The organism is Corynebacterium sp. KPL2734, assembly GCF_040225595.1.
Lineage (GTDB): Bacteria > Actinomycetota > Actinomycetes > Mycobacteriales > Mycobacteriaceae > Corynebacterium > Corynebacterium rhinophilum.
On the sequence record NZ_JBEHFO010000010.1, the window covers coordinates 25,371 to 46,627 of the forward strand.

Consider the following 21,257-nt stretch of genomic DNA (forward strand, 5'->3'; position numbering starts at 1 on the left):
GGCGCGCTGGGGAAACTACACCGTGAGGACCAGAGTGCCGGTGACCTCGCCGCTGTCGAGGTCGGTGTGGGCTTGGGCGGCATCGGCAAGCGGGTACGTGCCATGCAGCGCGTGCTTGACGCGTCCATCCTCCAGCATGGGCCACACATTCTTGATGGTGCCGGCGACGATCTCCGCCTTATCGTCCAAGTCACGCGCGCGCAGCGTCGTGCCCTGAATGGTCAGGCGCTTCGGCAGCATGGGGGCCAGGTTGATGTCCGCCTTGGTGCCGCCCTGCATGCCAATGATGATGAGCTTGCCGTCCTTGGCCAGGCACTTCATGTTCTTTTCCAGGTACTTTGCGCCGATGATATCCAGGATGACATCGCAGCTGCCCTTGAGCTCGTTGACGAAGTCCTGCTCTTTGTAGTTGATGAGAATATCCGCGCCGAGCTCGCGGCAGCGCTCCAGCTTTTCCTGCGATCCGGCGGTAACCGCCACCTCAGCGCCCAGCGCCTTTGCTACCTGGATGGCAAAGGTGCCGATGCCACCGCCACCGCCGTGGATGAGCACGCGCTGGCCCTCGTGCAGGCCCGCCTCGATGCCCAGGTTGGACCACACGGTGCAGCCGACCTCAACCACGGCCGCGGTTTCTTCCAAACTAAATCCCTTGGGCAGCGGAAGCAGTTGACCCTGCGGGACGGCGACGTATTCCGCATAGCCGCCGCCTGCAAGCAAACAGCCCACCTCGGTGCCGGTTTCCCAATTCGTATCGCCGGCATCCTCAATCACGCCCGCAGCTTCCAAGCCGATGATTTCCGATGCCCCTGGTGGCGGCGGGTACGCGCCCATCGTCTGCAGAATATCGCCGCGGTTGACTCCCGCGGCTTTTACCTTCACCAGTACCTCGCCGGATCGCAGCTCAGGAACGTCTACGTCCTGCAGCTCTAGCGACCGTGGGGTATCAGGATCGGTCTGAACGATTGCCTTCATCTGTGTAGCACTCATACCGCCAATGTAATGGAGGAGGTGTGGTGTGCGCCACGTCCATTTCCTCGTGGGGCAATGTGATTCGCGCGGGACTGTTTAGTAAGCTAACCAAGTTGCCTCTTCGGCACGATGGAGACGTGGCAGAGCGGCCGAATGCACCGGTCTTGAAAACCGGCGAGGTTTATTCCTCCGCGGGTTCAAATCCCGCCGTCTCCGCAGAGAGCATTCCCCTAGTCCTGACTGACTAGGGGTTTTGTCTTGTCTGTATGGCTCATTTTTGTCTAGAACGCGAAAATCGTGGAACGCTTTTCCTGCTACCCTGATTATCTTTGAAACTAAAATTTATTGCGCGAAAGTTTTAGAAAGAAAGAATATGTAACGCAGATCGTTTAAATCCCAGGACGATTATTTTCTAACAAATCTATAAACCGCCTTCTGAAAAGTTGCACATTACCGCACCTTGCCGCATACAATGATTATTGCGCGCGGAAACGCGTATAAGAGTTTTCCAACCTCGAAAGGAATTCTGAAATGATTCTTGACATCGTATCCAACGTACAGGAAGCAGCACACTCCGCAGTCTCCACCGGCTGGGACGCTCTTGAGCAGGCAAGCCTGTTCTTCCGTCAGGTGCCTTACTTGGTTCCGGACGCTGTTAACGAGTTTACCCGCTCCATCCTCGGCTTCTAAGATTTAAGAACCGAGAGAATGAACCCCGAGACCAAATGGTCTCGGGGTTCATTCATGTGCTGACCCATCTTGATTTCTAGCGATGGTGGAAAACTAATATGCATTAGAAACTTGTGTAGGAACAGAACGGGATTCTGTTGCTGCGGTAGTGGAGCGGTTTGTCTCGCCAGTGTTGACCGGTAGTCAGCCTCTACTTCCTCCACAAAAGTCACTCACAACAAGGCGATAGTTAGGTAGCTTCTGGTTACGGTCAGATTGCTCAATTCTCATTTTTACCTCTATTGCCGCGAACCTAGCCGCCCTAGCACTGTATGCTGCATTTATGCCTAAATCTCTCACCTCTCCTTGCGCGATCCTTGCAGTGACTGCTGTCGTTTTTGTTTCCGGTTGTTCTAATTCCGATGAGTCTAATAATGCCGATAGCAAGCCGAATTTCACCGGATCTAGCGCAACTTCAGATGCCAGCGAAGAAACCGCCCCTTCAGACACGGATGATAAAGGTGCTGGAGACGGGGATTCCGCGAAAGAACTGAGCACCGCGACAGTGACGGAAAAGGCCCAGGAAAAAGCAGGTTCTGGGGAGAATAAGATCATCCCAGTCGAGGATTTGTACTCGCTGTGGGTACCAGCGTTGTGTGACCATGGCGCCGGCACGTTGGTGGATGGGACTTTGCCCGAGCACTTAAAGACTGGATATCCCAATGCTGCCGCCGGGCTAAAGCTCAACAAGGATGGAACCCCTAAGGGTGCTTACGCCGATATCAACGGCGATGGCAAAGACGAAGCTGTCATTACCTATGTCTGCGATCAAGGCGGGGTGGCCTGGCCAGATAATTTGCTCATTTATGACAATGACCTGAATTACATTACCCAGGTAGAAGACTGGACTCGTAATGGAATGGAGCCAGCACGCAGGCATATTAATCAGCTGGAGTGGACTGACAATACCGTGACCGTAACGTGGCGTGCCCATGGGGAGGGCGAATCGGGTGCTGTGGCCACGCAGGAACTGACGGGAAACCTCACCTTGGACGGCGACAACGCGAATCTAGAAATGACGGGGCACCGGAAGACCTCTTAGATCCGTCTGATTTTGCTGCGGTATTTCATACCGGGGGATGACGAGCCTAGTGCGGCGCAGAATTAATCTTGGAAACGTACAGGGCAAGTCAGGTGTGGTTGTGATGCTGGCTTTGTCCCAGAGATAAAAATGCTCGACGAAAGGACATCATGAGTACCTCGGAACTTTATGTAGCAGCAGAATCCACTAACCCTAATGACACGTGGTGGTTCCTTGGGTTCCTTCCCATTATTTTGCTCGTCGCGTTCTTGATTGCGGCGGTCATTTCTATTATCGCTTCTGGGTACACGATTGCGGCCAAGGTGCTCTTTATCGCCGCTACCTTTGCCCTTCCCTTCTTGGGGCCGCTCATCTGGTTCATCTTTGTTCGCGGCAGGGAAGACAAGCAAAGGCGCTAGAAGGGCCATCGCCCGGCTGGTTTAGGATATATTGTGCTGTTCCAACCACGCGTTAATGCCGCCGCGCAGGGAAACAACTTGCTCGTAGCCGCGGCCGCGCAGCGCGTGGACGGCTTGCGCGGAGCGGATGCCGCTGGCGCAGTAGATAATGGCGGCATCGGCCTGGCCGATGTCCGGGTTCTCGCCGGCGAGGATGCGGTCGAGGGGCAGATGCGTTGAATGAGGAATGGTGGCGCGGGCGCGTTCGGCGTCGGTGCGGACATCGATAAGCGGGGCGTGCGCGGGGATCTCGCGGACCTCGGGGGCATCGGCTGGCTGGGTAGGCTGTGCGCCGGTGGGGCGGATGGGGATATACTCCCAGGCCCCGGATAGCGCTTCATAGTAACCGAGCGTCCCGATAAGTGGGGTGCCGACGCCGGTAATGATCTTCAAAGCCTCCAGGGCCATCGCGGATCCTACCGTGCCGACGATGGGGCCCAGGACGCCGGCTTGGGAACACGAGGGAACCTCGCCTGGGGCAGGGGCGGTGGGGAAGACATCCTCGTACACAGGGCCCTTGCCGGACCAAAAGACGCTCATCTGCGCATCAAAGCCCAGGATAGAAGCCCAAATATGAGGAATGCCTAGGCTGTGGGCGGCCCATGAGCACAGGTAACGGGCGTCGAAATTATCCGTCCCATCGAGGATCACGTCGCAGCCGCGCAGCTGCTCGAGGGCGGTGGCGGATTCCAGGCGGCCGTGGCAGATGAGCTCCACCTCAGGGTTGAGGGCCCGCACCGCCGCTGCGGCTGACCCAGTCTTTGCGGTGCCAATGGCGGCGGTGGTGTGAATGACCTGCCGGTGGAGGTTGGAGGGGGAGACGAGGTCGTCATCGAAAAGCGAGATGCTGCCTACCCCGGCCCCTGCAAGGTAGAGCAGCGCCGGTGAGCCAAGCCCGCCCGCGCCGATGACCGCGACGTGGGAGTCAGCCAATTTCTGCTGGCCCTTATCACCCCACAGTGCCTCCTGACGGGCATAGCGGATGCTCATTCGAGGCCCACCCAGTTGACGGAGCCATCGCCGTGGCTTTGTTCTTTCCAAATGGGCACCTCGGCCTTGACGCGATCGGCGCAGGCCTCCGCAGCGCGGAAGGCATCGCCGCGGTGGGCAGAGGCGGCGACGACGGTAAAAGCCAGATCACCCACCTGTAGATCGCCGGTGCGGTGGGCCGACCACAAGCGCACGGGGTGTTGGCCTGCCACTTCATCGACAATCTCGCGCAGCTTTTCTGGGGCGCTGGGGTGTGCGGTATAGGTTAGCTGGGTGACATCGGGCCGGCCGCCATCGTGATCGCGCACGATGCCCTCGAACGTGACCACCGCGCCCATGGCTGGGGTGATGACCTCAGCTTTGGCGGTGGCAAGGAGGGGCTCGAGGGGTTGCTCGGTCAGCATAGCGCCGACAGTAAGCCCAGTTTGCGCGGCGACATAAGAAGGATCAGTGCTCATGTTTTCCTTCTAACATATCGACGATGTGGACGATTAATTCATCTAGCACGGCGCAACCATCTTTGACCCCGCCGGTAGAACCGGGCAAGGTCATGGCAAAGGTGGTGTCATTGACGCCTGCGACCGCGCGCGAGGCCACCGCGGTGGGGATAGTCTCCAGGCCCTTATTCCAAAAGGCCATGGCGATGCCCGGAAGCTCCCGCGTGAGGTGGGGTTGGACGGCATCAACGGTGAGATCATCCGGGGTCAGGCCGGTTCCGCCGGAGGTAAGGATGACCGCAGGCTTTTCGGCGAAGGCCTGATCCACCGCTGCGGCGATATCGGCATCAGACACCACGCGGGCAGCGGGACAGTCGAAGCCCTTGCGGCGCAAGAAATCTACCGCGATGGGGCCCGAGCGATCCTCGTAGACCCCGGCGGCGGCGCGGGTGGAGGCGACTAAAACAATGGCGGTGCGAGCAGAACTCATAGGGGATAGACCTTTACTTCTTCTCCTGCGCTGAGGTTCTTACCGGCAGGAATGCGGATGAGGTGGGTGGCATCGACGGCTTGGGCTAACAGGTGGGAGCTAGCGCCGCCGGTAACGTGGGCCTGCGCATCGGCGTACCCGCGGCGGAATTGATCCTTGTGGGGCAGCCCCTCGATGGCGTGCGCGATTGGCACGCGATATGCCGCGGGCGCCCAGCCCAGGGTAGGGGCAACAAAGAGGCGGAAGCTCACCATGGTGGAAATCGGATTGCCGGGCAAGCAGATGACCGGGGTGCCGTGGAAACTGGCGATGCCCTGCGGTCCGCCGGGCTGCTGATCCACGTGTCCGAACCAGCCGGTGAGCACCTGCCGGATGACCTCGTATTTGCCCGCGGAAATCCCGCCGGAGGTGACGATCGCATCGGGGCGGTAGTCCTGCGTGGCCTCCTCCAGCGCGCGGGTGAGTACCTCTGGATCATCATCGGTGGTGACATAACCGGCGACTTCGATGCCGGCACGTTGGGCCATAGCGGAGATGAGCGGCGCATTGGCATCGGGAATAGCAGCTATACCCGTGCCAATTTCCGCGCCGCCGGTGCACACGAGGATGCGGGCGGGACGATAAACGCTGACCTCCTCAATGCCCTGGGAGGCCAGCGCGGCCAGGCGCACCGGGGTGAGCTTTTGGCCTTTGGCGGCCAGGAGAGCGCCCTGCTCAAGATCCGTACCCGTCCCGCGGATGAATTGGCCCTCTTCAGTGGCGGGGACGGTAATGGTCTCGCCCGGCTGGAGGAACTCCTGCGGCTGGCACTTTTCAATCGGCACGATAGCTGCCGTACCCTCTGGGACCTTAGCCCCAGTCATGATGGGGCAGGCAGCGCGCAAGGGGCCATCCAGCAGCTCGGCGGGATCCGCGCCTGCGGCGATGGTGGGGCCCACCTCGTACGAGCCGGCTGCGGTAGCGGGCAGCGCGTAGCCATCCATCTGGGAATTGCTAAAGCGCGGCGAGGGGAAGGCGGTATAGACATCGGCGGCAAGGACCATCTCCTGTGCCTGCCCTAGGGGCTGGGAGATGGCTTCGCGCGGGCCGAGGGCTGCCGCGACCTCATGTGCGTGGGTTTCGGGAGTGCGCATAGAGCCAAGTTTACCCGCGAGTTCGACACGTTCGAAGCCTGCGGGCATAGTAGGAAGCATGTTGACCGTTCACTATTTCGCCGCCGCCCGTGCCGCGGCTGGCGTAGCTTCGGAGCAGGTAAAAGCGCCCACCACCTTGGGCCAGCTCATAGAACAGCTGGGCAAGGACCACACCGGCACCACCGAAGCCGGCATGAGCATGAAAGAGGTGCTGGGGCGCTGCAACTTTCTTATCGATGGCGCCGGGAACACCCAAGCGGATTCGCCGCTGATGGGCGTGACCCGCGTTGACGTGCTGCCACCTTTCGCTGGGGGATAACCCGTGCCTTTAGACCAGCCGGTGCCTTAGACCGGCTTGCGCAGGGGGCTGGTAAAGAAATTGACCAGGCTGCTGACCAGGGACAAGACGATGGCGCCGAAGATTGCAGAGCCCCAGGAATTGACCACGAGGTGACCAATTCCTAAGTCAAAGGTATTAAGCGTCCACTCCACGATCAGCAGGGCGGCGCCGTTGATGACGAGCGCGAATAGCCCGAGGGTGAGGCAGGTCAGTGGGGCGCCGATAAAACGCAGCACGGGCATGACCACCGCGTTAATGATGATGAAAACAATGGACACGGCAATGAAATTGCCCAGCTTATCCGGGGTGATATAAATCCCGGGAATAATACCCACTACGACCCAGAGCGCAATCGCGATGGCGACCACGTTGAGGGCAAAATTGGTCAACGAGCGCATTTAGCCTCCTACGGTATCGTTCCATGCCTGCAGCAGGGTGTTAGTTTCTTCCTCGGTTGTAATGGTAATGCGTATGCCTTCGCTAAAGGCGCGGACGAGCACGCCGTGTGCGGCCAGGCGCGCGGCCACTTCCTGTGGTGTTCCTAGCTTTTCAATATTCGCTGCTGGCAGCCATACGTGGTTGGCTTCCGAGTGGGGAACGCCCCATTCTGCCAGTTCCTTTTCCACGCGCTGACGCTGGCCACAGGTCTCTTCGGTGCGCTCGCGCAGCGAATCCTGCGCTGCTAGCGCGGCACGGGCACCGGCCTGGGCCACGGCATTGATGGAAAAGGGAATCGCTACCTTATTCAGCGCTGCGATGACGTCTTCTGGGCCATAGGCATAGCCCACGCGCACGCCGGCCAAACCATAGGCCTTGGAGAAGGTCCGCAGGAAAACCACGTTGGGATAAGCGCCAAAAAGTTCGGTGCCCAGCGGGGTATCGGCATTCCGGTTGTATTCGATATAGGCCTCATCGAGGGCAACGAGGACATCGCTTGGCACCGCGTCCATAAATTCGGCGAACTCCGCTTTGGTTACGGTGGTGCCGGAAGGATTATTCGGATTGCAGACGAAAATTAGGCGCGTATCCGCGGTAATCTTCTCCGCCATCGCGGCCAAATCCACACGCTGATCCGCATCGAGCGGAACCGGAATGGGGCGTGCGCCCACCACCTGGGCAAAGATGGGATAAGCCTCGAAAGAACGCCACGGGAAAATCACTTCTTCACCGGGCGCGGTGGTTATCTGCACCAATTGCTGGCACAGCGCGGAAGAACCCGTGCCCACCGCAACCTGGTCAAAGCTCACGCCTAAGTGCTCGGCCAGATCCTCACGCAACTCGGTGGCTGCGATATCCGGGTAGCGATTGGCCTCGGCAGCGGCGCGGGCCATAGCCTCCGCGGCCTCAGGCAGCGGTGGCTGCGTGGCCTCATTAGAAGAGAGCTTGAGGGGCATCATCGTGGCGCGCGCCGGGCACGTAGCCGGGGATGGCGAGTAAGTCGGAGCGAATCATGGCTACTACTCTAGGTCGTCTTTCCTGCGCGCGTGGAAGAAAACCGGGGACAAAACCAGGGGGTTAGTTTGGCCGTGGCGCATGCGGCAGGTATTGTCTTTTACGGTTCTTTCTGAACTTGGAGATGTGCCAGAGCGGCCGAATGGGGCTCCCTGCTAAGGAGTTGACCCTTCTGGGGTCCGGAGGTTCGAATCCTCTCATCTCCGCCACACAAATCCCGGGCAATTGCGCTCGGGATTTCGTTGTTTTGTCGCTTTGACGGACTGTCCACTTAGCGGCTTAAATGAAAAAATATGGTGGCCACCAAACTGGAGCTAGGCCCCTATCCTGCACGCGGGGATACGAGTATTCTCCGCGGGCACTTTTGGAGATCAAGGAGGTTTCTTTAAAAAGGAGAAACTCCAATCGTGGATAATGGAGTTATGGATAAAGCAAAGAAAATAAAAATCGGAGTTTTGCTCGCTTTAGCAGTCGCCTCTTTGGTGGTATTTATTTTGTGGCTGACTGATGTAATAGGCATCGGCTTAGTAACCATCTTCATTGTTGTTCTGACTGCTGCTTCTGTGGGAGTGCGCGTGTGGGCTGAGAATGCAGGGCGTCAGTCGAAATAGGTAGTACACCGCACCCCGTTTACCCCAGGGTGACTGTTACGTGATCACTGGTTCACGATTCTGCCCTGGCGCAGGTGGCGGGGAGTAGGTGTGGTTTCCTTTGCCGATGCGAGGGCTTGACCACTTTAAAGCGCCGGAAAAACCTCGTTGCGCAGTAAGTCAGCGAGCTCGCACTGCGGGTCGGCGGGATCGATCCAAGCGGTTTCGGCGATTTCGGCCGTGGCGTGGGCGATGACGGGGCGCGGGTAGGTAAAGATATGCCCGCGGACGGTGTGGCCTGGTTCATTGGCGGCGGGGGCAGTGAAGGTGCCGAGCTCGGTAAGTTCAGGTAGGCGTACCTGCACGCCGATTTCTTCTTCCGCCTCGCGCGCAGCGGCCTGGACTGGGCTTTCGCCTTCTTCTAGCTTGCCGCCCGGCAGCTGGAACTTTGTGGATGTGGCCTTGCGTACGCCAAGCACATGGCCAAAGGAATTGCGGAAAACGATGGCTGCGACTTCAATCATGGCCCCGATCATAACGAGGCGGCCGCGGCCGGCGGGTAGGGGCGCGGGCTTATCGCGCTAAGGCCGCGCATTGAATATAAGGTAGGAAGGCATGAGCGATTCGAGGTTTCCCCGCTCGGTATTTGGGGTGGGAAGCGACCCTGATCCGCGTTTTACGCTGGCGAATGAGCGCACCTTCCTCGCATGGATTCGCACCTCGCTCGCGCTGATTGCCGGGGGAGTGGCCTTGGAAGCTTTCGATGTGCCGCTGCCGGCGACCCTGCGCACCGTGGTCTCCGCATTCATGCTGGTAGTGGCGATTGTGCTGCCGATAGTCGCGTGGGTGCAATGGAAGCGGGCCGAGCGCGCCTTGCGGCAGCAGCGTCCGTTGCCCTTCAGCATCGCCATCCCAGTGCTTGTGGGCACCATCGTCGTTATCGCGGCTGTCCTGCTGGTAGGCGAGCTACTTGTCTAGCCCGCAGCCACATGGGGAACTCTTTGACCCCGGCTTGCAGCCCGAGCGCACCCGCCTATCGTGGCAGCGCACCATCCTCGCGCTGGCGGTAATCCTCCTGGGGGTTATGCGGGTGGTCAGCGTCAGCGTGTTTCTTCCGTTGCTGGTGCTCGCGGCGGGCGTACTGGTGTTGATCGTGGCGGTGCGGAAGCGGGCATCGCTTGTCGATGCCTCCTTGCGCACCCACCGCCACCTCCCCGGCGCCGCCGTCCTGGCCGGTGGTGCGGGGCTGGTCTCCCTGCTCGCAGCCTTTGCTTTGTGGGGTGTTTTTGCCTAAAGACAAAGTTTTCCGCCGCAGTGCTGTGTGCTGATGGGGGATACGCGTAATCTATGTGAGGCTATATCAATTACTGTGGCCACCGGCGCCGCTGTATGAGGGGCGAGAAGGGCAAGGTGACGGCGATGGCGGATACTACTGAGCAGGCCAGCGATACGGTCGAGGCATGGTTGAAGCAGGATTCTGCCATTGACCCGCAAAAAGCGCCCCGCTTGCAGGCGCTGCTTGATGAGGTGCCGCTGCAGGAGCTCATCGCCATCGTCGAGCGGCAAAATGCCATCCGCGCCGCGCTGGCCCTGCGCTTATTGCCGCGGCGTAAATCCATCGTGGTATTTGATGCCCTGGACGCCAAGCACCAGGCCGATATCATCGATGAGCTGGGCAATGCTGATGTCTATGAGTTCTTCGATGAACTCGAGCCGGAAGACCGCGTGGCCCTTTTGGATGAGCTGCCGGCGGAGATTGCGGATCGGCTGCTGCGCTCGCTTACCAAATCGAAGCGGGATGTCACCGGGGTTGTCCTGGGCTACACCAAGGGCTCTGTGGGCCGCCGCATGTCGCCCGAGGTCCCCGGCATCCATCCAGAAATGAGCGTGGAGGAAGCGCTGCGGACCCTGCGCGCGAAGGCCGATGAGCTAGAAACCATTTATGCGGTGCCCATTACCCGCGCGGACCGCCGCTTGGTGGGTGTGGTGACGCTGCGGGAGATTTTTACCGCGGAGGCCGGCACCACGATTGGGGACATCATGCAAAGCCCCATCTACGCCAATGCCAATGATGATGCGGAAGCCACCGCCAGGTGGTTCTTGCCGCTCGATATTTTGGCATTGCCCATCGTGGATGATTCAGACCGCCTGGTAGGCCTTTTGACCTGGGACGATGCCATTGACATCGTCGAGGCAGAGGATAGCGAGGACTCCGCGCGCGCCGGTGGTACCGAGGCCCTGCAGCAGCCCTACCTGTCCACGCCGCTATTGAAACTGGTGAAGTCCCGCATCGTGTGGCTGCTGGTGCTGGCGGTGTCCGCGCTGCTCACCGTGCGGGTCCTAGACGCCTTCGAGGACACCTTGGCGCAGGCCGTGGTGCTATCCCTGTTTATCCCGCTGCTGACCGGTACCGGCGGTAATACGGGAAATCAGGCGGCAACGACGGTGACCCGTGCGCTGGCGCTTGGCGATGTCCGCGGGCGCGACCTCCTCGCCGTCCTCTGGCGCGAGCTCCGCGTGGGCATGCTGCTTGGCGCCGTATTGGGCTTGGCCGGACTTGGCCTGGCAACGGTGGTCTACGGCGTGGATATTGGCCTAGTCATTGGCTCGACGCTGTTTCTAATCTGTTCCATATCCGCCACGGTGGGCGGGCTGATGCCCATCGTTGCAAAGACCATTGGCGCGGACCCTGCCGTATTTTCCAATCCGTTTATCTCCACGTTCTGCGATGCCACGGGCCTTATCATCTATTTCCTCATCGCCAAGTCGGTGCTCGGCTTATAGGGGCTCCTTACCCATGGAGCCTGATCTGCCGGGCGGGGGTGGCAGATCGGTGGGGAAGATTTCACATTTTGAGTAGCTGCGGTGTGTGAATTTTGAAAGTGGTGGGGGTGAATTCAGTAAAGTTTGTGGTTTCTGATGCAAATGTTTTGTAGGGTCTTAGCATGCTCTGCACGGACTGAATGATGTTCGGGATGCACCAAGGATCCGGCTCGATTGCTGGTAATTGACAGAGCTTTCACACCCCCGCCCTGCTAAAAGTCTCTCTAGCGAAGGAGTTCGCGGCATGACCACCCCGCATACTCACGAATCTACCGCCCAATCAGAGGGCGCTGAGGATCCCGGTGCCCCGCGCAATGAATGGCGCCGCCAGTTCATTGGCCTTTTCATCGGCCTCGCCCTAGCCATCCTTGTATTTTTCATCTTCCCTTCAAATGCCATCGAGACTGTCCAGCAGTCCACCGGTGTGGATGAGGAGGCCGATTACACGCTAAGCGCCATCCGCACCGTTGCGGCGGTGACCATCCTCATGGGTGTGTGGTGGATGACTGAAGCCATCCCGCTGGCGGCCACCGCGCTGATTCCGCTGGTCATCTTCCCGCTCGCAAGCGTGGGCACCATTAAGGAAGTCGGCGCACCGTATGCCTCTGCCACCATTTTCTTGTTCATGGGTGGCTTCCTTATCGCGCTCTCGCTGCAGCGCTGGAACCTGCACCGCCGCCTTGCACTTTATGTGGTAAAGCTCATCGGTACCTCGCCGCGCCGCCTCATTTTGGGCTTCATGCTGGCCACCGGCTTTTTGTCCATGTGGGTATCGAATACCGCAACGGCCGTGGTCATGCTGCCGATTGGTACTTCCGTGCTGGCACTTACCGCAGAGACTGTTGGCGGTTGGGATAAGCAGAAGAAATTCGCCACCGCCCTCATGCTGGGCATCGCGTACTCCGCCTCCATCGGTTCGCTGGGTACCCTGATTGGTACCCCGCCCAACGCCTTCTTGAATGCGTACATGGCCGATACCTGGGACGTTACCCTCGGATTTGGCCGCTGGATGGCCGTCGGCGTGCCGCTGGCGCTAACCTTCCTGCTCATCGCATGGGTGCTGTTGATTACCATCTTCAAGCCGGAAATGACCGAAATTCCCGGCGGCCGCGAGCTCATCAACGATGAAATCAAGGCCCTGGGCCCATGGACCCGCCCGCAGATCATGACCGGCATCATCTTCGTCCTGGCCGCCCTGGCCTGGGTATCCCTGCCCATCGTCCTTGGCGATTTTGATAACTATGACGATGCCATCGTCGGCATCGCCGCAGGTATTCTCTTGTTCATCTTGCCGGCCGATTCGGAGCGCCGCATCCGCCTGCTGGATTGGAAGACCGCCAATGAAATGCCGTGGGACGTCCTCCTCCTCTTCGGCGGTGGCCTCTCCTTGTCCTCGGCCTTCAACTCTTCCGGTTTGTCCCTGTGGATTGGTGAGATGGCCAAGGGGCTCAGCTCCCTGCCCATCGTGCTCATCGTCGCAGCCGTGGCCGCCCTGGTCCTCTTCTTGACGGAGATCACCTCCAATACCGCCACCGCGGCCACCTTCATCCCCATCATGGGTGGTGTCGCCGTGGGCGTGGGCCTGACCACCGAAGGCGATATCAACGTCCTGCTGCTCACCATCCCGGTCGCCTTGGCCGCAACCTGCGCCTTCATGCTGCCGGTGGCAACCCCGCCGAACGCCATCGCTTACGGTTCCGGCTACGTCAAGATTGGCGAGATGATCAAGGGCGGCGTTGGCCTCAACGTCATTGGTATCTTCCTCATCACCCTTACCGTCTTCCTGCTGGCGGTACCGATCTTCGGGCTGGCGGTCTAGGCGCTAAACCCCTCAATAGCCATCCTTTAATGAAAAACGTTACCATTAAAGGATGGCTACACCTGTTACCGTGCTGTCCGGATTTTTAGGCAGCGGAAAAACCACGCTACTTAACCACCTGCTCGCAAACCGGGAGGGGCGCAAGCTGGCGGTCATCGTCAACGATTTTTCTGAGGTCAATATCGATGCCGCCCTCGTCGCTGGCGAAGGCCATCTGGAGCGCGGCGAGAATCGCTTCGTGGAACTGTCGAATGGCTGCATTTGCTGCACCTTGCGCGAAGACCTCATCGAGTCCGTGGACAAGCTGGCGCGCTCCGGCCGCTTTGATCAGATTGTCATCGAATCCACCGGCATTTCCGAACCCATGCCCGTGGCTGCCACCTTTGAGTGGGAATTTGCCGATGGCACCACGCTTGCCGATGCCGCCCCTATCGACACCATGGTCTCCCTCGTCGATGCCTCTGCCTTCTTAAACCAATTGCGCCGCGGCCGCAGCCTCGTCTCCGAAAGCATCGAGGCTACGCCCCAAGATGACCGCACCATTTCCGATCTCTTAGTGGATCAAGTCGAATTCGCCGACCTTATCCTCATTACCAAAACCGATCTTGTCGATGCTGCCGAAACCGAGCGCGTCATCGCCGCAGTCCGCGTCATGAATCCGCGGGCTCGCGTGGTGCCGGTGACCCACGGGGTAATCGAACCGGGGCTAGTTCTCGATGCGCATTTGTTCAATGCCGCAACCGCAGCCGCCTATCACGGCTACGCCGAAGAGCTTGCGAACCCGCATACGCCAGAAACCGAGGAATACGGCATCTCATCAGTCGTCTTTCGTGCCGATCGTCCGTTTAATCGCGAGCGCCTCATCGCCGCCCTCCGGGCAAGCACGGGCCTCGTGCGGTCCAAAGGGTACTGCTGGATCGATACCGACCTGCGCGTGGCCCACGCCTGGCAGCAGGCCGGACCCAACCTGCAGATCATGCCCGCCTCTTTATGGGCCGCCAATGGCGTAACCCCCGGCACGGAGCTCGTGCTCATCGGCATCGACTTCGATCACGAATCCACCCTGCAAGCCTTTCAAGACGCCCTGCTTTCCGATGCCGAAGCCTCCGCCCTCGTATAGCCTTCCTGCCCTCCACACCGAGCTAAAGCGTGAACGGTGGGTGAACAATACGCCCCTGGCTATCCCGCCGAACACGGCTCTGTACAGGCGATTTGTTAGTTTTCGGGTCCGTGGGTATAGTAAATTCTCGTTGCACAGCAGAGCATACGCACTGCTTCACAACGGACTGCGCCCGTAGCTCAACGGATAGAGCATCTGACTACGGATCAGAAGGTTGGGGGTTCGAATCCCTCCGGGCGCACAAAATTTCGAATCTCGAGACATCGTTCCCAAGGCGGTGCCTCGAGATTTTTTATTTCCAGGTTTATTTTCGGGGGTGGGCGAGGCATGTAGCCTAAGCGGCAAAAGGCCCGAGCTTCGATGTGTCCATTATCCGAGCCTAGACCTGAACTGCCAATAACGTAATGTGCGCCAGAATCTAGATAATGACAATCATTACCACGAAAGTCAATTTATGTTACTTTAAGTAAGTTATCGCGTACAGAAAGGGTAGTTGTGGACAAAACTTTATATACTGCCGCTTCTCTTCTGTCTTCTCTGCTGCTACTTCCTGCCTTGTCCGGAATGGCTCAAGCGGAAACAGTATAGGGGGTACAAGAAGGGGCCAAAACTGTCTTTGGTGGGAACTGCCAAAACAGGGACGAAAACGGGATCCATGTGGCGCGCAAAGGTAAAACTCACAATGATTGTTCCTTCGGTCATGCGCACGATGACGGATTTCAAAATTTTGACGTTAAGGGCAATGCCGAATGTGCACGTCTACTTGTAATGGGAGAATATAAAGGAGAACAGTGTCACGTAATTCATCCTTAGAGGTTCTGCTAAAGATTACGATTTGTGTATCACTGTTGCTCTGTCTCGGTTATGCTATCGGCGGGTTGAATGCGATATATGTTGCTAAGACCTTGGCTGAGACGGATTCTACCTCATCGTCAGACATCTTCTGCAGGCTAGAAAACGGCTTATTTTATTTTAGGGTTGCCGGAGTTTTAGCGGTTATTTTCCTTGCGGGAACTTACGCAGTCTGGCGCAAGGCCAATAACCTCCGTAAGGGAGAGTAATCCGGTTAGTGGCTTTTCGGCTCGGTTGTTTATTGGAGGCCCGGTTTTCGCGGTCTTTATCTTCCAAACCTCAAGCTCCTCTCCCAGTAGGTTGCGTCCGGTAGCGTGGTGTCTCCACTTTCTGAGGGTCAGGCCCTACCACGGGTTACAGATACTCCACACTAGTGGATGGAACCTCGGTTGACTTAGAAGGGAGAAACGAAGAGTGGCTCAACTTCGTGTTCATTTGCCAGACAGTTTGTGCGCTTTTCATAGGTGCCAGGAAGCGTCCTGGCAGGAAAGAAATTATCAGGGTATAAGTATGGAGGGGCAATCGATTAGCTATAGCAAAATAGCAGGTAGGTGCGGGTTTCTGGGGTGAATTAATTGCGCGTAGTCGCCAGTGATGCGAGCTACGGCGGGCTCCTCCGGAGCGCGTTGAGGCCGGGAGATTGGGTGCGATCCTGCGTGGTTCGCAGGAAAGTGGGCCCGTGGGATTGACCAGGCCAATGATGGCATTTATAAGGTACAGAACATGTAAAGTGTTGATACAGCAACCTCCCAGACTTCCGTTGTAGAAAAAGAGAGTCGTTAAAAACATGGGCCGTGGTGGAGACCGCTGCGTCCCATCACATCGTGAAGGAGAGTGCTAGGTGAGTACATCATCGCGCATCGTCGGGCTGGATTTGGCTCGTTCACTTGCCATTATTGGCATGATTATTTTGCACATGGCCTCGTTGGTATGGAGTACCAAGGTCATATTGTCGGGCCTTCCGGCCGCCCTATTTGCCATCGTCGCCGGCGTGACGATGATGCTCATTAGCAAGAACTATTCCGTACAGACGCTGCTGCGCCTGATTGCCCGTGGCGCCATCATTACGCTTATCGGACTGGCACTGCTCCCGGTTGGCGGGCAGATTCAGGTCGTGCTCGTTGCTATGGGTATCACCATGATGGTGGTCTCCTGGGTGCCACCGCTGAACATGTGGTGGAAGCTGGCCCTGTTCTTCGTCGCCGCCATCGCCTCAACCGTGCACTACGCGCCGTTTACCCTGCCGCAGGTCTATCCGCTGCTGGCATGGATCGCGTATTTCATCGCCGGCATGCTGCTCTTTGAGGTCTACATCCGCCCAGGTAGCTTCCGCACGGCGCTGCAGTGGATTGTTACCGCAGTCAGCGCGGTGATTGCCGCGGTTGGCACCTACTTCCGCTTCGAGCCGGATATTCCCAGCTGGCTGCGCTTTACCGGCCACACCGGCGTAGCGGGCGAAATCCTGCTCTCCGTTGCAGTGGCAGCAGTGGTGCTGCACCTGTGCCTGCTCATCGGCAGCGCGGTACCCAAGCTCGTCTACCCCTTGGCCGCAATGGGCACGATGTCCCTGACCGTTTATGTCTTGCACGTGCTCTCCGCCTATTACTGGCAAAGCAACATCTCACTGCACAACACCGCGTGGGCATGGGCATTTATTGGCCTATTCCTCGTGCTCGCCACCATCTGGCGGAAATTCCTGGGCCAAGGCCCCCTCGAAAAGGCCGTCTCCTCCGCCGTTAAACTCGCCGTTCCTGCTGGAAAGAAGGACTAACATGTCGCGTAAATTTGCTACCGCTTTGACCACCGCCGGCATCATCGGGATGTTGGCGGCCCCCGCCAGCGCCCTTGAGCACGGCGAACCCGCCCCCGATAACGCCGAGTCCCGGACCGTCGCCGCGCTCAAGATGGGCCGGATAGGCAACTTCGGCGACTGCACCGGCACGCTGGTGGATAAGCAGTGGGTGCTTACCGCCCGCCACTGCCTGCAATCCGTCAATAATGAAGGCACCCAGGCCCGCCTGGGAGACAAGGTCTATGACGCGGATTCGTGGGCGCTATCCCCGCTTTCCGATGCCGGACTGCTCCACCTCACCGAGCCCGTAACCGATATCAAACCGGCCAAGATCTCCACCGATATTCCCGAGACCGGCGACCTTGGCACCCTATATGGCTGGAGCAGCAGCTCCTCCATGGCGCGCAAGGGCCAGCTGCCGATGACAGAGATGAAGGTCTCCGAAATCCTGGGCGGCGGGCCAAGCGATGACGCCGCACAGAAGCCAGGCGCCGGCAAGGAAGCCCCGGAAGGCTACGAGTCCGTGCCAGCTGAGGAAGCCATGCCCGGTCTCAAGATGCCGGGCGGCTCCAAGCCGGATGCCGGCATGAAGGTCCCTGAAGGCTACGAATCCGTGCCCGCCGAAGAGGCCATGCCCGGCTTCAAGATGCCGGGATCTGGTTCGGGATCGGATAAGCCCAAGGTGGTCTCGCCGGGTGGCACCAAGCCGGGCGCCGAGCAGCCGCAGATTGTCAAGCCTGACGGCAACGGTGGGGAAGTAATGCAGCCTGGCCAAGGCGGCATGGCCCCGATGATCAGCAGCCCGATCCTCGATGTCCACTCCACCGGTAATGCCGGCATGCAGGGTGGCGATTCCGGCGGACCGTTCTTCGTGGGCGGAAAGCTTGCGGGCCTAGCTACCGCGGGTACTTCCAATGCGGACCCGGATTTGCCCTCCCCAAGCGCGGCTATCACCACGCTCGCCGGCACTAAGGACTGGGTAGACGGCGTGATCAGCGGCAAGGATAAGGACGCCATCTTGACCGCGGAGACCACGCCTACCCCGCAGGCAACGCCGCAGACCAGCGGCGACCGCCCGTGGATCTACTTCACGGTAGCGGCCATTGGCCTTATCGGTGCCGCGGCGGCTGCGCGCACCTTCGCTACCGGTGCTGGCAACGGTGCCGCCCGCACGTCGCGCCGCTAAAAAATCTCGATGCGCCCGCCCAAGGATTCGGTCTGGCGCAGCTGCGCCACCCACTTCGGGCCACCGGGGTGCAGGCGCAGCACCGGGCGGGAGGAAATCTTGACCGGGGAGACCGATTCCTTGCGCGCGCCCGACCTGGCTTCGATGCGGGTGCGGGCGCGGTAGCCGGCATCGGCAAGCTCGGCGATGGAAGGCTCGGGGGCGGCGAGCTTCTCCCGGGCATCGTGAAGCAACTCCAGCGCCTCATCCAAGGCCTCTACCAGGGCCGGGGCATTGGTCTCGCACATCTGCCGCACGAGATCCGGGCGGGTTCCGGCCACCCGGGTCGCATCCTTGAAGGAACCGGCGGCTAGAGACTGCGCCAAAATGCCGCCATTATCGCCCACCGTGGCGAGAGTCTCCGCAAAAATATGCGGCAGGTGGGAAATGCGAGCGACCGCCGCATCGTGGTTGGCCACACGGATGGGCACGGCCTCTGCATGCACCATCTGGGTCATGCGCACGACGTCCGTAAAAGTCTCAATCCATTTCTTAGGAATCTTTTCCCCGCGCGCCTCATACTCAGCGGCGTAATCGTAGGTAATTCCCCACGCGGCGCGGCGGAAAAGCCCCGTCTGGGAGTGATCCCATCCCGATTTCGAGGTACCCGCCATCGGGTGCCCGCCTACGTAGCGATCCTCCATGCCGCGGTCACAGACCTGCTGGCGCACGGGAGTCTTTACGGAGACCACGTCAGTGATGCCGCAGCTAGGGGCGTGTTCCTGAATAGCATCCAAGACGCTACCCACCGCGGTCATGGGAACGGCTATCACGATGAGCGCCTCTTCAACCTCGGCGCGGTTAAGCACCGCCGGCAAGTCATCATTGACGTCAAAGCCCTGCTTGACTGCGGTGCGAGCGGCGGACGTCGAGTGGTTGTATCCAAATACGTCGTGGTTATAGCCCGCGAGATCGCGCAGCAAGGAACCACCGATGAGGCCGAGGCCGATAATGCAGATGGGGCGTTGAACATCTTGAGAACTCACGGTGACAATTGTGGCACAACACGACTAATCTCACGAGGTATGAGCAACGAAAATTACTCTTTCGCGGTTACCGTCGCCCGCAACGAGGGACAATGGGTCGTGCGCAGCTTCGATGATGACTTTGAGGACCCGCAAACCTCCATCACCGCGGTGCGCTCCCTGCGCTCTGAAGGCGCAGCTTTCGCCCTTCTCTGCGTAGAGGACGCCTACTTCATTGCCGTGCGGCCCGTGCCCGGCGGGGTGAAAATGCTAATTTCAGACGCCACCTATGGCGTTGATGATGACTTTGCCGCGGATTTCATGGAACTCAATGACTACGAGATTCCAGACGTGGACCCGGAAGAGGCTGACCCCTACGGTGAGGGCGACTTCGATATTTTCGCTGACCTGGGCCTATCCGAAGATCAGGTGGGCTACATCATCGATGATGAGGACGATTGGCCCTCCGATATGCTCCTGCGCATCGCCGGCGACCTGGGCTTTGGGGATGAGCTAGAAGACGTCATTGATAACGCCTAAGCCCCTGCAGCGCGCGCAGAAACGCATGCAGCGCGCCCTCGCGGTGGCGCGCCAGACCCCCGCCGGGGATGTGCCGGTTGGGGCGGTGCTTTATGATGCCGCCGGTCGCGAGCTCGCCACCGGTGTCAACCGCCGCGAGCAATTGCGCGATCCCACCGCCCACGCCGAGGTCGAGGCCATCCGCCAGGCGGTGCGCATCCACGGCGATGGCTGGCGCCTGACCGGCTGCGAGCTCGTGGTCACCTTAGAGCCCTGCGCCATGTGCGCCGGCGCCCTGCAATCCGCCCGGGTGAGCTCGCTGGTTTTTGGCGCCTTTGAACCGAAGACGGGTGCGTGCGGCTCGCTTATCGATGTCCTGCGCGCCCCCACCGCGCCCTTTACCCCTCAGGTCCGCGGTGGCGTCCTCGAAAAAGACTGCGTGGCGTTGCTGGAAAAATTTTTCACCACACTGCGCGAAAAGTGAGTATAGTTGCAGTCACACAGTATCCGACTCATTTAAGGAGAGAGAAAATGGGCGATTTGGAAAACAAGAAGGACGACCTCGCAGGCAAGGCAAAGGAAGCTTTCGGCGAGGCAACCGGTAACGAAGACGTAGCCAACGAAGGCAAGGCCGACCAGGTCGCCTCCGAGGCTAAGGACAAGCTGTCCGATGCTGCTGACAGCATCAAGGACAAGGCCAACGACATCATCGGTGGCCTGAAGAAGGACTAATTTTATAGTCCCTTCATAGCGAAATCGCTGCGCTGGCTTAATGCTGGCGCGGCGATTTTGTTGCATCGGGGGTCCTCCCGTAATCTGGAACGCGGTGGCGTGTCCGAGCGGCCGAAGGTGATCGCCTCGAAAGCGATTGTTGGGTAACCCCCAACCGCGGGTTCAAATCCCGCCGCCACCGCGCAAGGCCCCGACCTGTTAATGCAGGTCGGGGCCTATTTTTGTTTTCTCCAACGGGGTGGCTTTGGGCTTTGGGTTGGCTTAAGCGTCGTGCTTTGCGCGCGCAGCCCGCGTGCGGCGGCGCTGTAGGGTGGGGAGGAACCACGTCACGACGGCAGCGATGACGGCCATGGCGCCCGCGCTCCACGCGAGGTATTTCACGGGGGTGAACCACCACGCCAGGGCAGCGATTACTGCGATGACGATCCATACGGCGGGCACGAGGAGGCTGGGTTGTTCGGCCCACGGTTCCCGGGGGAATCGGCTGCGCGCCTCCGCACGGATGCGGCGCGGCGTTTTACGTGCAAGTGCCAAGGAACAGGCGACCACAAAGGCCAAGCCAATACCGGCAATGAGCAGGCTGCCGCTTACGCCGCCGAACATAAATACGCCGACGGAAAGCGCTAAGGATAAGCGTTCACCGATCGTGAGTGGGAAGTTCTGTGTGGGATCGACATCTGGATAGATGCTGTTGAAGATGTCTTTACGGGGGTCGTTGTGCATTTTTGTTTCTTATAGGGGGGTGGTTTATTGACAATCAATAGAAGTTAGGTCAGGATACACTTACTTCAATTAGGCAAG

Annotated in this window: 24 protein-coding genes, 4 tRNA genes and 1 pseudogene; 19 read left to right on the forward strand and 10 right to left on the reverse strand. The window is 59.3% G+C overall.

The window, feature by feature from the left end; translation table 11 throughout:
* Window positions 1–15 precede the first annotated feature (15 nt).
* The gene (locus ABRP88_RS07755) at window positions 16–972 is read right to left on the reverse strand and encodes an NAD(P)H-quinone oxidoreductase (protein WP_349836883.1); all 957 of its coding nucleotides are present in this window, start codon (window positions 970–972) and stop codon (window positions 16–18) included.
* Window positions 973–1,100: 128 nt separating this feature from the next.
* Here ABRP88_RS07755 and ABRP88_RS07760 point away from each other — a divergent pair.
* The 4 genes from ABRP88_RS07760 (at window position 1,101) to ABRP88_RS07775 (ending at window position 3,138) form a co-directional block, all read left to right on the forward strand.
* Window positions 1,101–1,185 (forward strand) — tRNA-Ser (locus tag ABRP88_RS07760).
* A 315-nt stretch (window positions 1,186–1,500) separates the two neighbouring features.
* A complete protein-coding gene (locus ABRP88_RS07765) occupies window positions 1,501–1,659 on the forward strand; it encodes a hypothetical protein (RefSeq protein ID WP_296090758.1) in 159 nt (52 codons plus the stop codon).
* A gap of 361 nt (window positions 1,660–2,020) precedes the next feature.
* Window positions 2,021–2,740, forward strand: a complete 720-nt coding sequence (locus ABRP88_RS07770) for a hypothetical protein (RefSeq protein WP_349836870.1) — start codon at window positions 2,021–2,023, stop codon at window positions 2,738–2,740.
* A gap of 149 nt (window positions 2,741–2,889) precedes the next feature.
* Window positions 2,890–3,138: a hypothetical protein gene (locus ABRP88_RS07775; protein ID WP_349836871.1), complete on the forward strand. Its 249-nt coding sequence runs from the start codon at window positions 2,890–2,892 to the stop codon at window positions 3,136–3,138.
* A 21-nt stretch (window positions 3,139–3,159) separates the two neighbouring features.
* Here ABRP88_RS07775 and ABRP88_RS07780 read toward each other — a convergent pair whose 3' ends face one another.
* From ABRP88_RS07780 to ABRP88_RS07795, 4 genes are read right to left on the reverse strand one after another with little or no spacing between them, the layout of a single operon-like run.
* On the reverse strand, window positions 3,160–4,167 hold the full coding sequence (locus ABRP88_RS07780) for a ThiF family adenylyltransferase (RefSeq protein ID WP_349836872.1): 1,008 nt from the start codon (window positions 4,165–4,167) through the stop codon (window positions 3,160–3,162).
* Window positions 4,164–4,625: a molybdenum cofactor biosynthesis protein MoaE gene (locus ABRP88_RS07785; protein WP_284771273.1), complete on the reverse strand. Its 462-nt coding sequence runs from the start codon at window positions 4,623–4,625 to the stop codon at window positions 4,164–4,166. Before ABRP88_RS07785 ends, ABRP88_RS07780 begins: the two co-directional genes overlap by 4 nt.
* A complete protein-coding gene (locus tag ABRP88_RS07790; RefSeq protein ID WP_284783666.1) occupies window positions 4,615–5,094 on the reverse strand; it encodes a MogA/MoaB family molybdenum cofactor biosynthesis protein in 480 nt (159 codons plus the stop codon). The genes ABRP88_RS07785 and ABRP88_RS07790 overlap by 11 nt, the downstream gene beginning before the upstream one ends.
* Window positions 5,091–6,227 carry a molybdopterin molybdotransferase MoeA gene (locus tag ABRP88_RS07795; protein WP_349836873.1) on the reverse strand — a complete coding sequence of 379 codons (1,137 nt, stop codon included), beginning with the start codon at window positions 6,225–6,227 and terminating at the stop codon, window positions 5,091–5,093. The genes ABRP88_RS07790 and ABRP88_RS07795 overlap by 4 nt, the downstream gene beginning before the upstream one ends.
* Before the next feature lie 58 nt (window positions 6,228–6,285).
* Between ABRP88_RS07795 and ABRP88_RS07800 the strand changes: the two genes are divergently transcribed.
* On the forward strand, window positions 6,286–6,546 hold the full coding sequence (locus ABRP88_RS07800) for a MoaD/ThiS family protein (protein ID WP_023016533.1): 261 nt from the start codon (window positions 6,286–6,288) through the stop codon (window positions 6,544–6,546).
* A gap of 26 nt (window positions 6,547–6,572) precedes the next feature.
* Here ABRP88_RS07800 and ABRP88_RS07805 read toward each other — a convergent pair whose 3' ends face one another.
* Together ABRP88_RS07805 and hisC are read right to left on the reverse strand one after the other, a co-directional pair.
* Window positions 6,573–6,965 (reverse strand): phage holin family protein, encoded by a 393-nt coding sequence (locus tag ABRP88_RS07805; protein ID WP_284783664.1) that lies wholly within the window; start codon window positions 6,963–6,965, stop codon window positions 6,573–6,575.
* Window positions 6,966–8,019 (reverse strand): annotated as a pseudogene (gene hisC, locus ABRP88_RS07810) (histidinol-phosphate transaminase).
* A gap of 120 nt (window positions 8,020–8,139) precedes the next feature.
* On the opposite strand from hisC, the gene ABRP88_RS07815 reads away from it, so the two are divergent.
* Window positions 8,140–8,228: transfer RNA gene (locus ABRP88_RS07815), tRNA-Ser, on the forward strand.
* A 198-nt stretch (window positions 8,229–8,426) separates the two neighbouring features.
* Window positions 8,427–8,630, forward strand: a complete 204-nt coding sequence (locus ABRP88_RS07820) for a hypothetical protein (protein ID WP_296090786.1) — start codon at window positions 8,427–8,429, stop codon at window positions 8,628–8,630.
* Between the two features lie 125 nt (window positions 8,631–8,755).
* Here the strand turns inward: ABRP88_RS07820 and ABRP88_RS07825 are convergent, their stop codons facing one another.
* A complete protein-coding gene (locus tag ABRP88_RS07825; protein ID WP_349836874.1) occupies window positions 8,756–9,133 on the reverse strand; it encodes an NUDIX hydrolase in 378 nt (125 codons plus the stop codon).
* Between the two features lie 91 nt (window positions 9,134–9,224).
* Here ABRP88_RS07825 and ABRP88_RS07830 point away from each other — a divergent pair, with 91 nt between their 5' ends.
* The 8 genes from ABRP88_RS07830 (at window position 9,225) to ABRP88_RS07865 (ending at window position 18,201) form a co-directional block, all read left to right on the forward strand.
* Window positions 9,225–9,587: a YidH family protein gene (locus ABRP88_RS07830; RefSeq protein ID WP_284784888.1), complete on the forward strand. Its 363-nt coding sequence runs from the start codon at window positions 9,225–9,227 to the stop codon at window positions 9,585–9,587.
* Entirely contained in the window at window positions 9,580–9,903 is a 324-nt protein-coding gene (locus ABRP88_RS07835; RefSeq protein ID WP_284771281.1) for a DUF202 domain-containing protein, read from the forward strand. The genes ABRP88_RS07830 and ABRP88_RS07835 overlap by 8 nt, the downstream gene beginning before the upstream one ends.
* Before the next feature lie 125 nt (window positions 9,904–10,028).
* Window positions 10,029–11,393, forward strand: coding sequence for a magnesium transporter (gene mgtE / locus ABRP88_RS07840; protein ID WP_284771282.1), 1,365 nt, complete (start codon window positions 10,029–10,031; stop codon window positions 11,391–11,393).
* Window positions 11,394–11,676: 283 nt separating this feature from the next.
* On the forward strand, window positions 11,677–13,251 hold the full coding sequence (locus tag ABRP88_RS07845) for an SLC13 family permease (protein ID WP_284771283.1): 1,575 nt from the start codon (window positions 11,677–11,679) through the stop codon (window positions 13,249–13,251).
* A gap of 52 nt (window positions 13,252–13,303) precedes the next feature.
* Window positions 13,304–14,371, forward strand: a complete 1,068-nt coding sequence (locus tag ABRP88_RS07850; RefSeq protein ID WP_349836875.1) for a GTP-binding protein — start codon at window positions 13,304–13,306, stop codon at window positions 14,369–14,371.
* 168 nt (window positions 14,372–14,539) lie between these two features.
* A tRNA-Arg gene (locus ABRP88_RS07855) sits at window positions 14,540–14,612 on the forward strand.
* 1,452 nt (window positions 14,613–16,064) lie between these two features.
* Window positions 16,065–16,994 carry a DUF418 domain-containing protein gene (locus ABRP88_RS07860; protein WP_284771149.1) on the forward strand — a complete coding sequence of 310 codons (930 nt, stop codon included), beginning with the start codon at window positions 16,065–16,067 and terminating at the stop codon, window positions 16,992–16,994.
* A 1-nt stretch (window position 16,995) separates the two neighbouring features.
* Window positions 16,996–18,201 carry a trypsin-like serine protease gene (locus ABRP88_RS07865; protein ID WP_349836876.1) on the forward strand — a complete coding sequence of 402 codons (1,206 nt, stop codon included), beginning with the start codon at window positions 16,996–16,998 and terminating at the stop codon, window positions 18,199–18,201.
* Here ABRP88_RS07865 and ABRP88_RS07870 read toward each other — a convergent pair.
* The gene (locus tag ABRP88_RS07870; RefSeq protein WP_284771147.1) at window positions 18,198–19,226 is read right to left on the reverse strand and encodes a prephenate dehydrogenase; all 1,029 of its coding nucleotides are present in this window, start codon (window positions 19,224–19,226) and stop codon (window positions 18,198–18,200) included. The genes ABRP88_RS07865 and ABRP88_RS07870 overlap by 4 nt on opposite strands.
* Window positions 19,227–19,265: 39 nt before the next feature.
* Between ABRP88_RS07870 and ABRP88_RS07875 the strand changes: the two genes are divergently transcribed.
* From ABRP88_RS07875 to ABRP88_RS07890, 4 genes are all read left to right on the forward strand, one after another.
* Entirely contained in the window at window positions 19,266–19,745 is a 480-nt protein-coding gene (locus ABRP88_RS07875) for a tRNA adenosine deaminase-associated protein (RefSeq protein WP_023024959.1), read from the forward strand.
* Window positions 19,732–20,208 (forward strand): nucleoside deaminase, encoded by a 477-nt coding sequence (locus ABRP88_RS07880; RefSeq protein ID WP_284771145.1) that lies wholly within the window; start codon window positions 19,732–19,734, stop codon window positions 20,206–20,208. The genes ABRP88_RS07875 and ABRP88_RS07880 overlap by 14 nt, the downstream gene beginning before the upstream one ends.
* Before the next feature lie 47 nt (window positions 20,209–20,255).
* Window positions 20,256–20,456 carry a CsbD family protein gene (locus tag ABRP88_RS07885; RefSeq protein ID WP_005276418.1) on the forward strand — a complete coding sequence of 67 codons (201 nt, stop codon included), beginning with the start codon at window positions 20,256–20,258 and terminating at the stop codon, window positions 20,454–20,456.
* A 93-nt stretch (window positions 20,457–20,549) separates the two neighbouring features.
* Window positions 20,550–20,637 (forward strand) — tRNA-Ser (locus ABRP88_RS07890).
* An 80-nt stretch (window positions 20,638–20,717) separates the two neighbouring features.
* Here ABRP88_RS07890 and ABRP88_RS07895 read toward each other — a convergent pair.
* Window positions 20,718–21,179: a hypothetical protein gene (locus tag ABRP88_RS07895; RefSeq protein ID WP_284771144.1), complete on the reverse strand. Its 462-nt coding sequence runs from the start codon at window positions 21,177–21,179 to the stop codon at window positions 20,718–20,720.
* Between the last annotated feature and the right edge of the window lie 78 nt (window positions 21,180–21,257).

What these genes read in the sequence shown, in the direction of transcription:
- ABRP88_RS07755 (WP_349836883.1), bottom strand. Translation starts at nt 972, where the DNA reads ATGAAGGCAATCGTTCAGACCGATCCTGATACCCCACGGTCGCTAGAG.
- ABRP88_RS07765 (WP_296090758.1), top strand. Translation starts at nt 1,501, where the DNA reads ATGATTCTTGACATCGTATCCAACGTACAGGAAGCAGCACACTCCGCA.
- ABRP88_RS07775 (WP_349836871.1), top strand. Translation starts at nt 2,890, where the DNA reads ATGAGTACCTCGGAACTTTATGTAGCAGCAGAATCCACTAACCCTAAT.
- ABRP88_RS07780 (WP_349836872.1), bottom strand. Translation starts at nt 4,167, where the DNA reads ATGAGCATCCGCTATGCCCGTCAGGAGGCACTGTGGGGTGATAAGGGC.
- ABRP88_RS07785 (WP_284771273.1), bottom strand. Translation starts at nt 4,625, where the DNA reads ATGAGCACTGATCCTTCTTATGTCGCCGCGCAAACTGGGCTTACTGTC.
- ABRP88_RS07790 (WP_284783666.1), bottom strand. Translation starts at nt 5,094, where the DNA reads ATGAGTTCTGCTCGCACCGCCATTGTTTTAGTCGCCTCCACCCGCGCC.
- ABRP88_RS07795 (WP_349836873.1), bottom strand. Translation starts at nt 6,227, where the DNA reads ATGCGCACTCCCGAAACCCACGCACATGAGGTCGCGGCAGCCCTCGGC.
- ABRP88_RS07800 (WP_023016533.1), top strand. Translation starts at nt 6,286, where the DNA reads ATGTTGACCGTTCACTATTTCGCCGCCGCCCGTGCCGCGGCTGGCGTA.
- ABRP88_RS07805 (WP_284783664.1), bottom strand. Translation starts at nt 6,965, where the DNA reads ATGCGCTCGTTGACCAATTTTGCCCTCAACGTGGTCGCCATCGCGATT.
- ABRP88_RS07825 (WP_349836874.1), bottom strand. Translation starts at nt 9,133, where the DNA reads ATGATTGAAGTCGCAGCCATCGTTTTCCGCAATTCCTTTGGCCATGTG.
- ABRP88_RS07830 (WP_284784888.1), top strand. Translation starts at nt 9,225, where the DNA reads ATGAGCGATTCGAGGTTTCCCCGCTCGGTATTTGGGGTGGGAAGCGAC.
- mgtE (WP_284771282.1), top strand. Translation starts at nt 10,029, where the DNA reads ATGGCGGATACTACTGAGCAGGCCAGCGATACGGTCGAGGCATGGTTG.
- ABRP88_RS07845 (WP_284771283.1), top strand. Translation starts at nt 11,677, where the DNA reads ATGACCACCCCGCATACTCACGAATCTACCGCCCAATCAGAGGGCGCT.
- ABRP88_RS07850 (WP_349836875.1), top strand. Translation starts at nt 13,304, where the DNA reads ATGGCTACACCTGTTACCGTGCTGTCCGGATTTTTAGGCAGCGGAAAA.
- ABRP88_RS07865 (WP_349836876.1), top strand. Translation starts at nt 16,996, where the DNA reads ATGTCGCGTAAATTTGCTACCGCTTTGACCACCGCCGGCATCATCGGG.
- ABRP88_RS07875 (WP_023024959.1), top strand. Translation starts at nt 19,266, where the DNA reads ATGAGCAACGAAAATTACTCTTTCGCGGTTACCGTCGCCCGCAACGAG.
- ABRP88_RS07885 (WP_005276418.1), top strand. Translation starts at nt 20,256, where the DNA reads ATGGGCGATTTGGAAAACAAGAAGGACGACCTCGCAGGCAAGGCAAAG.
- ABRP88_RS07895 (WP_284771144.1), bottom strand. Translation starts at nt 21,179, where the DNA reads ATGCACAACGACCCCCGTAAAGACATCTTCAACAGCATCTATCCAGAT.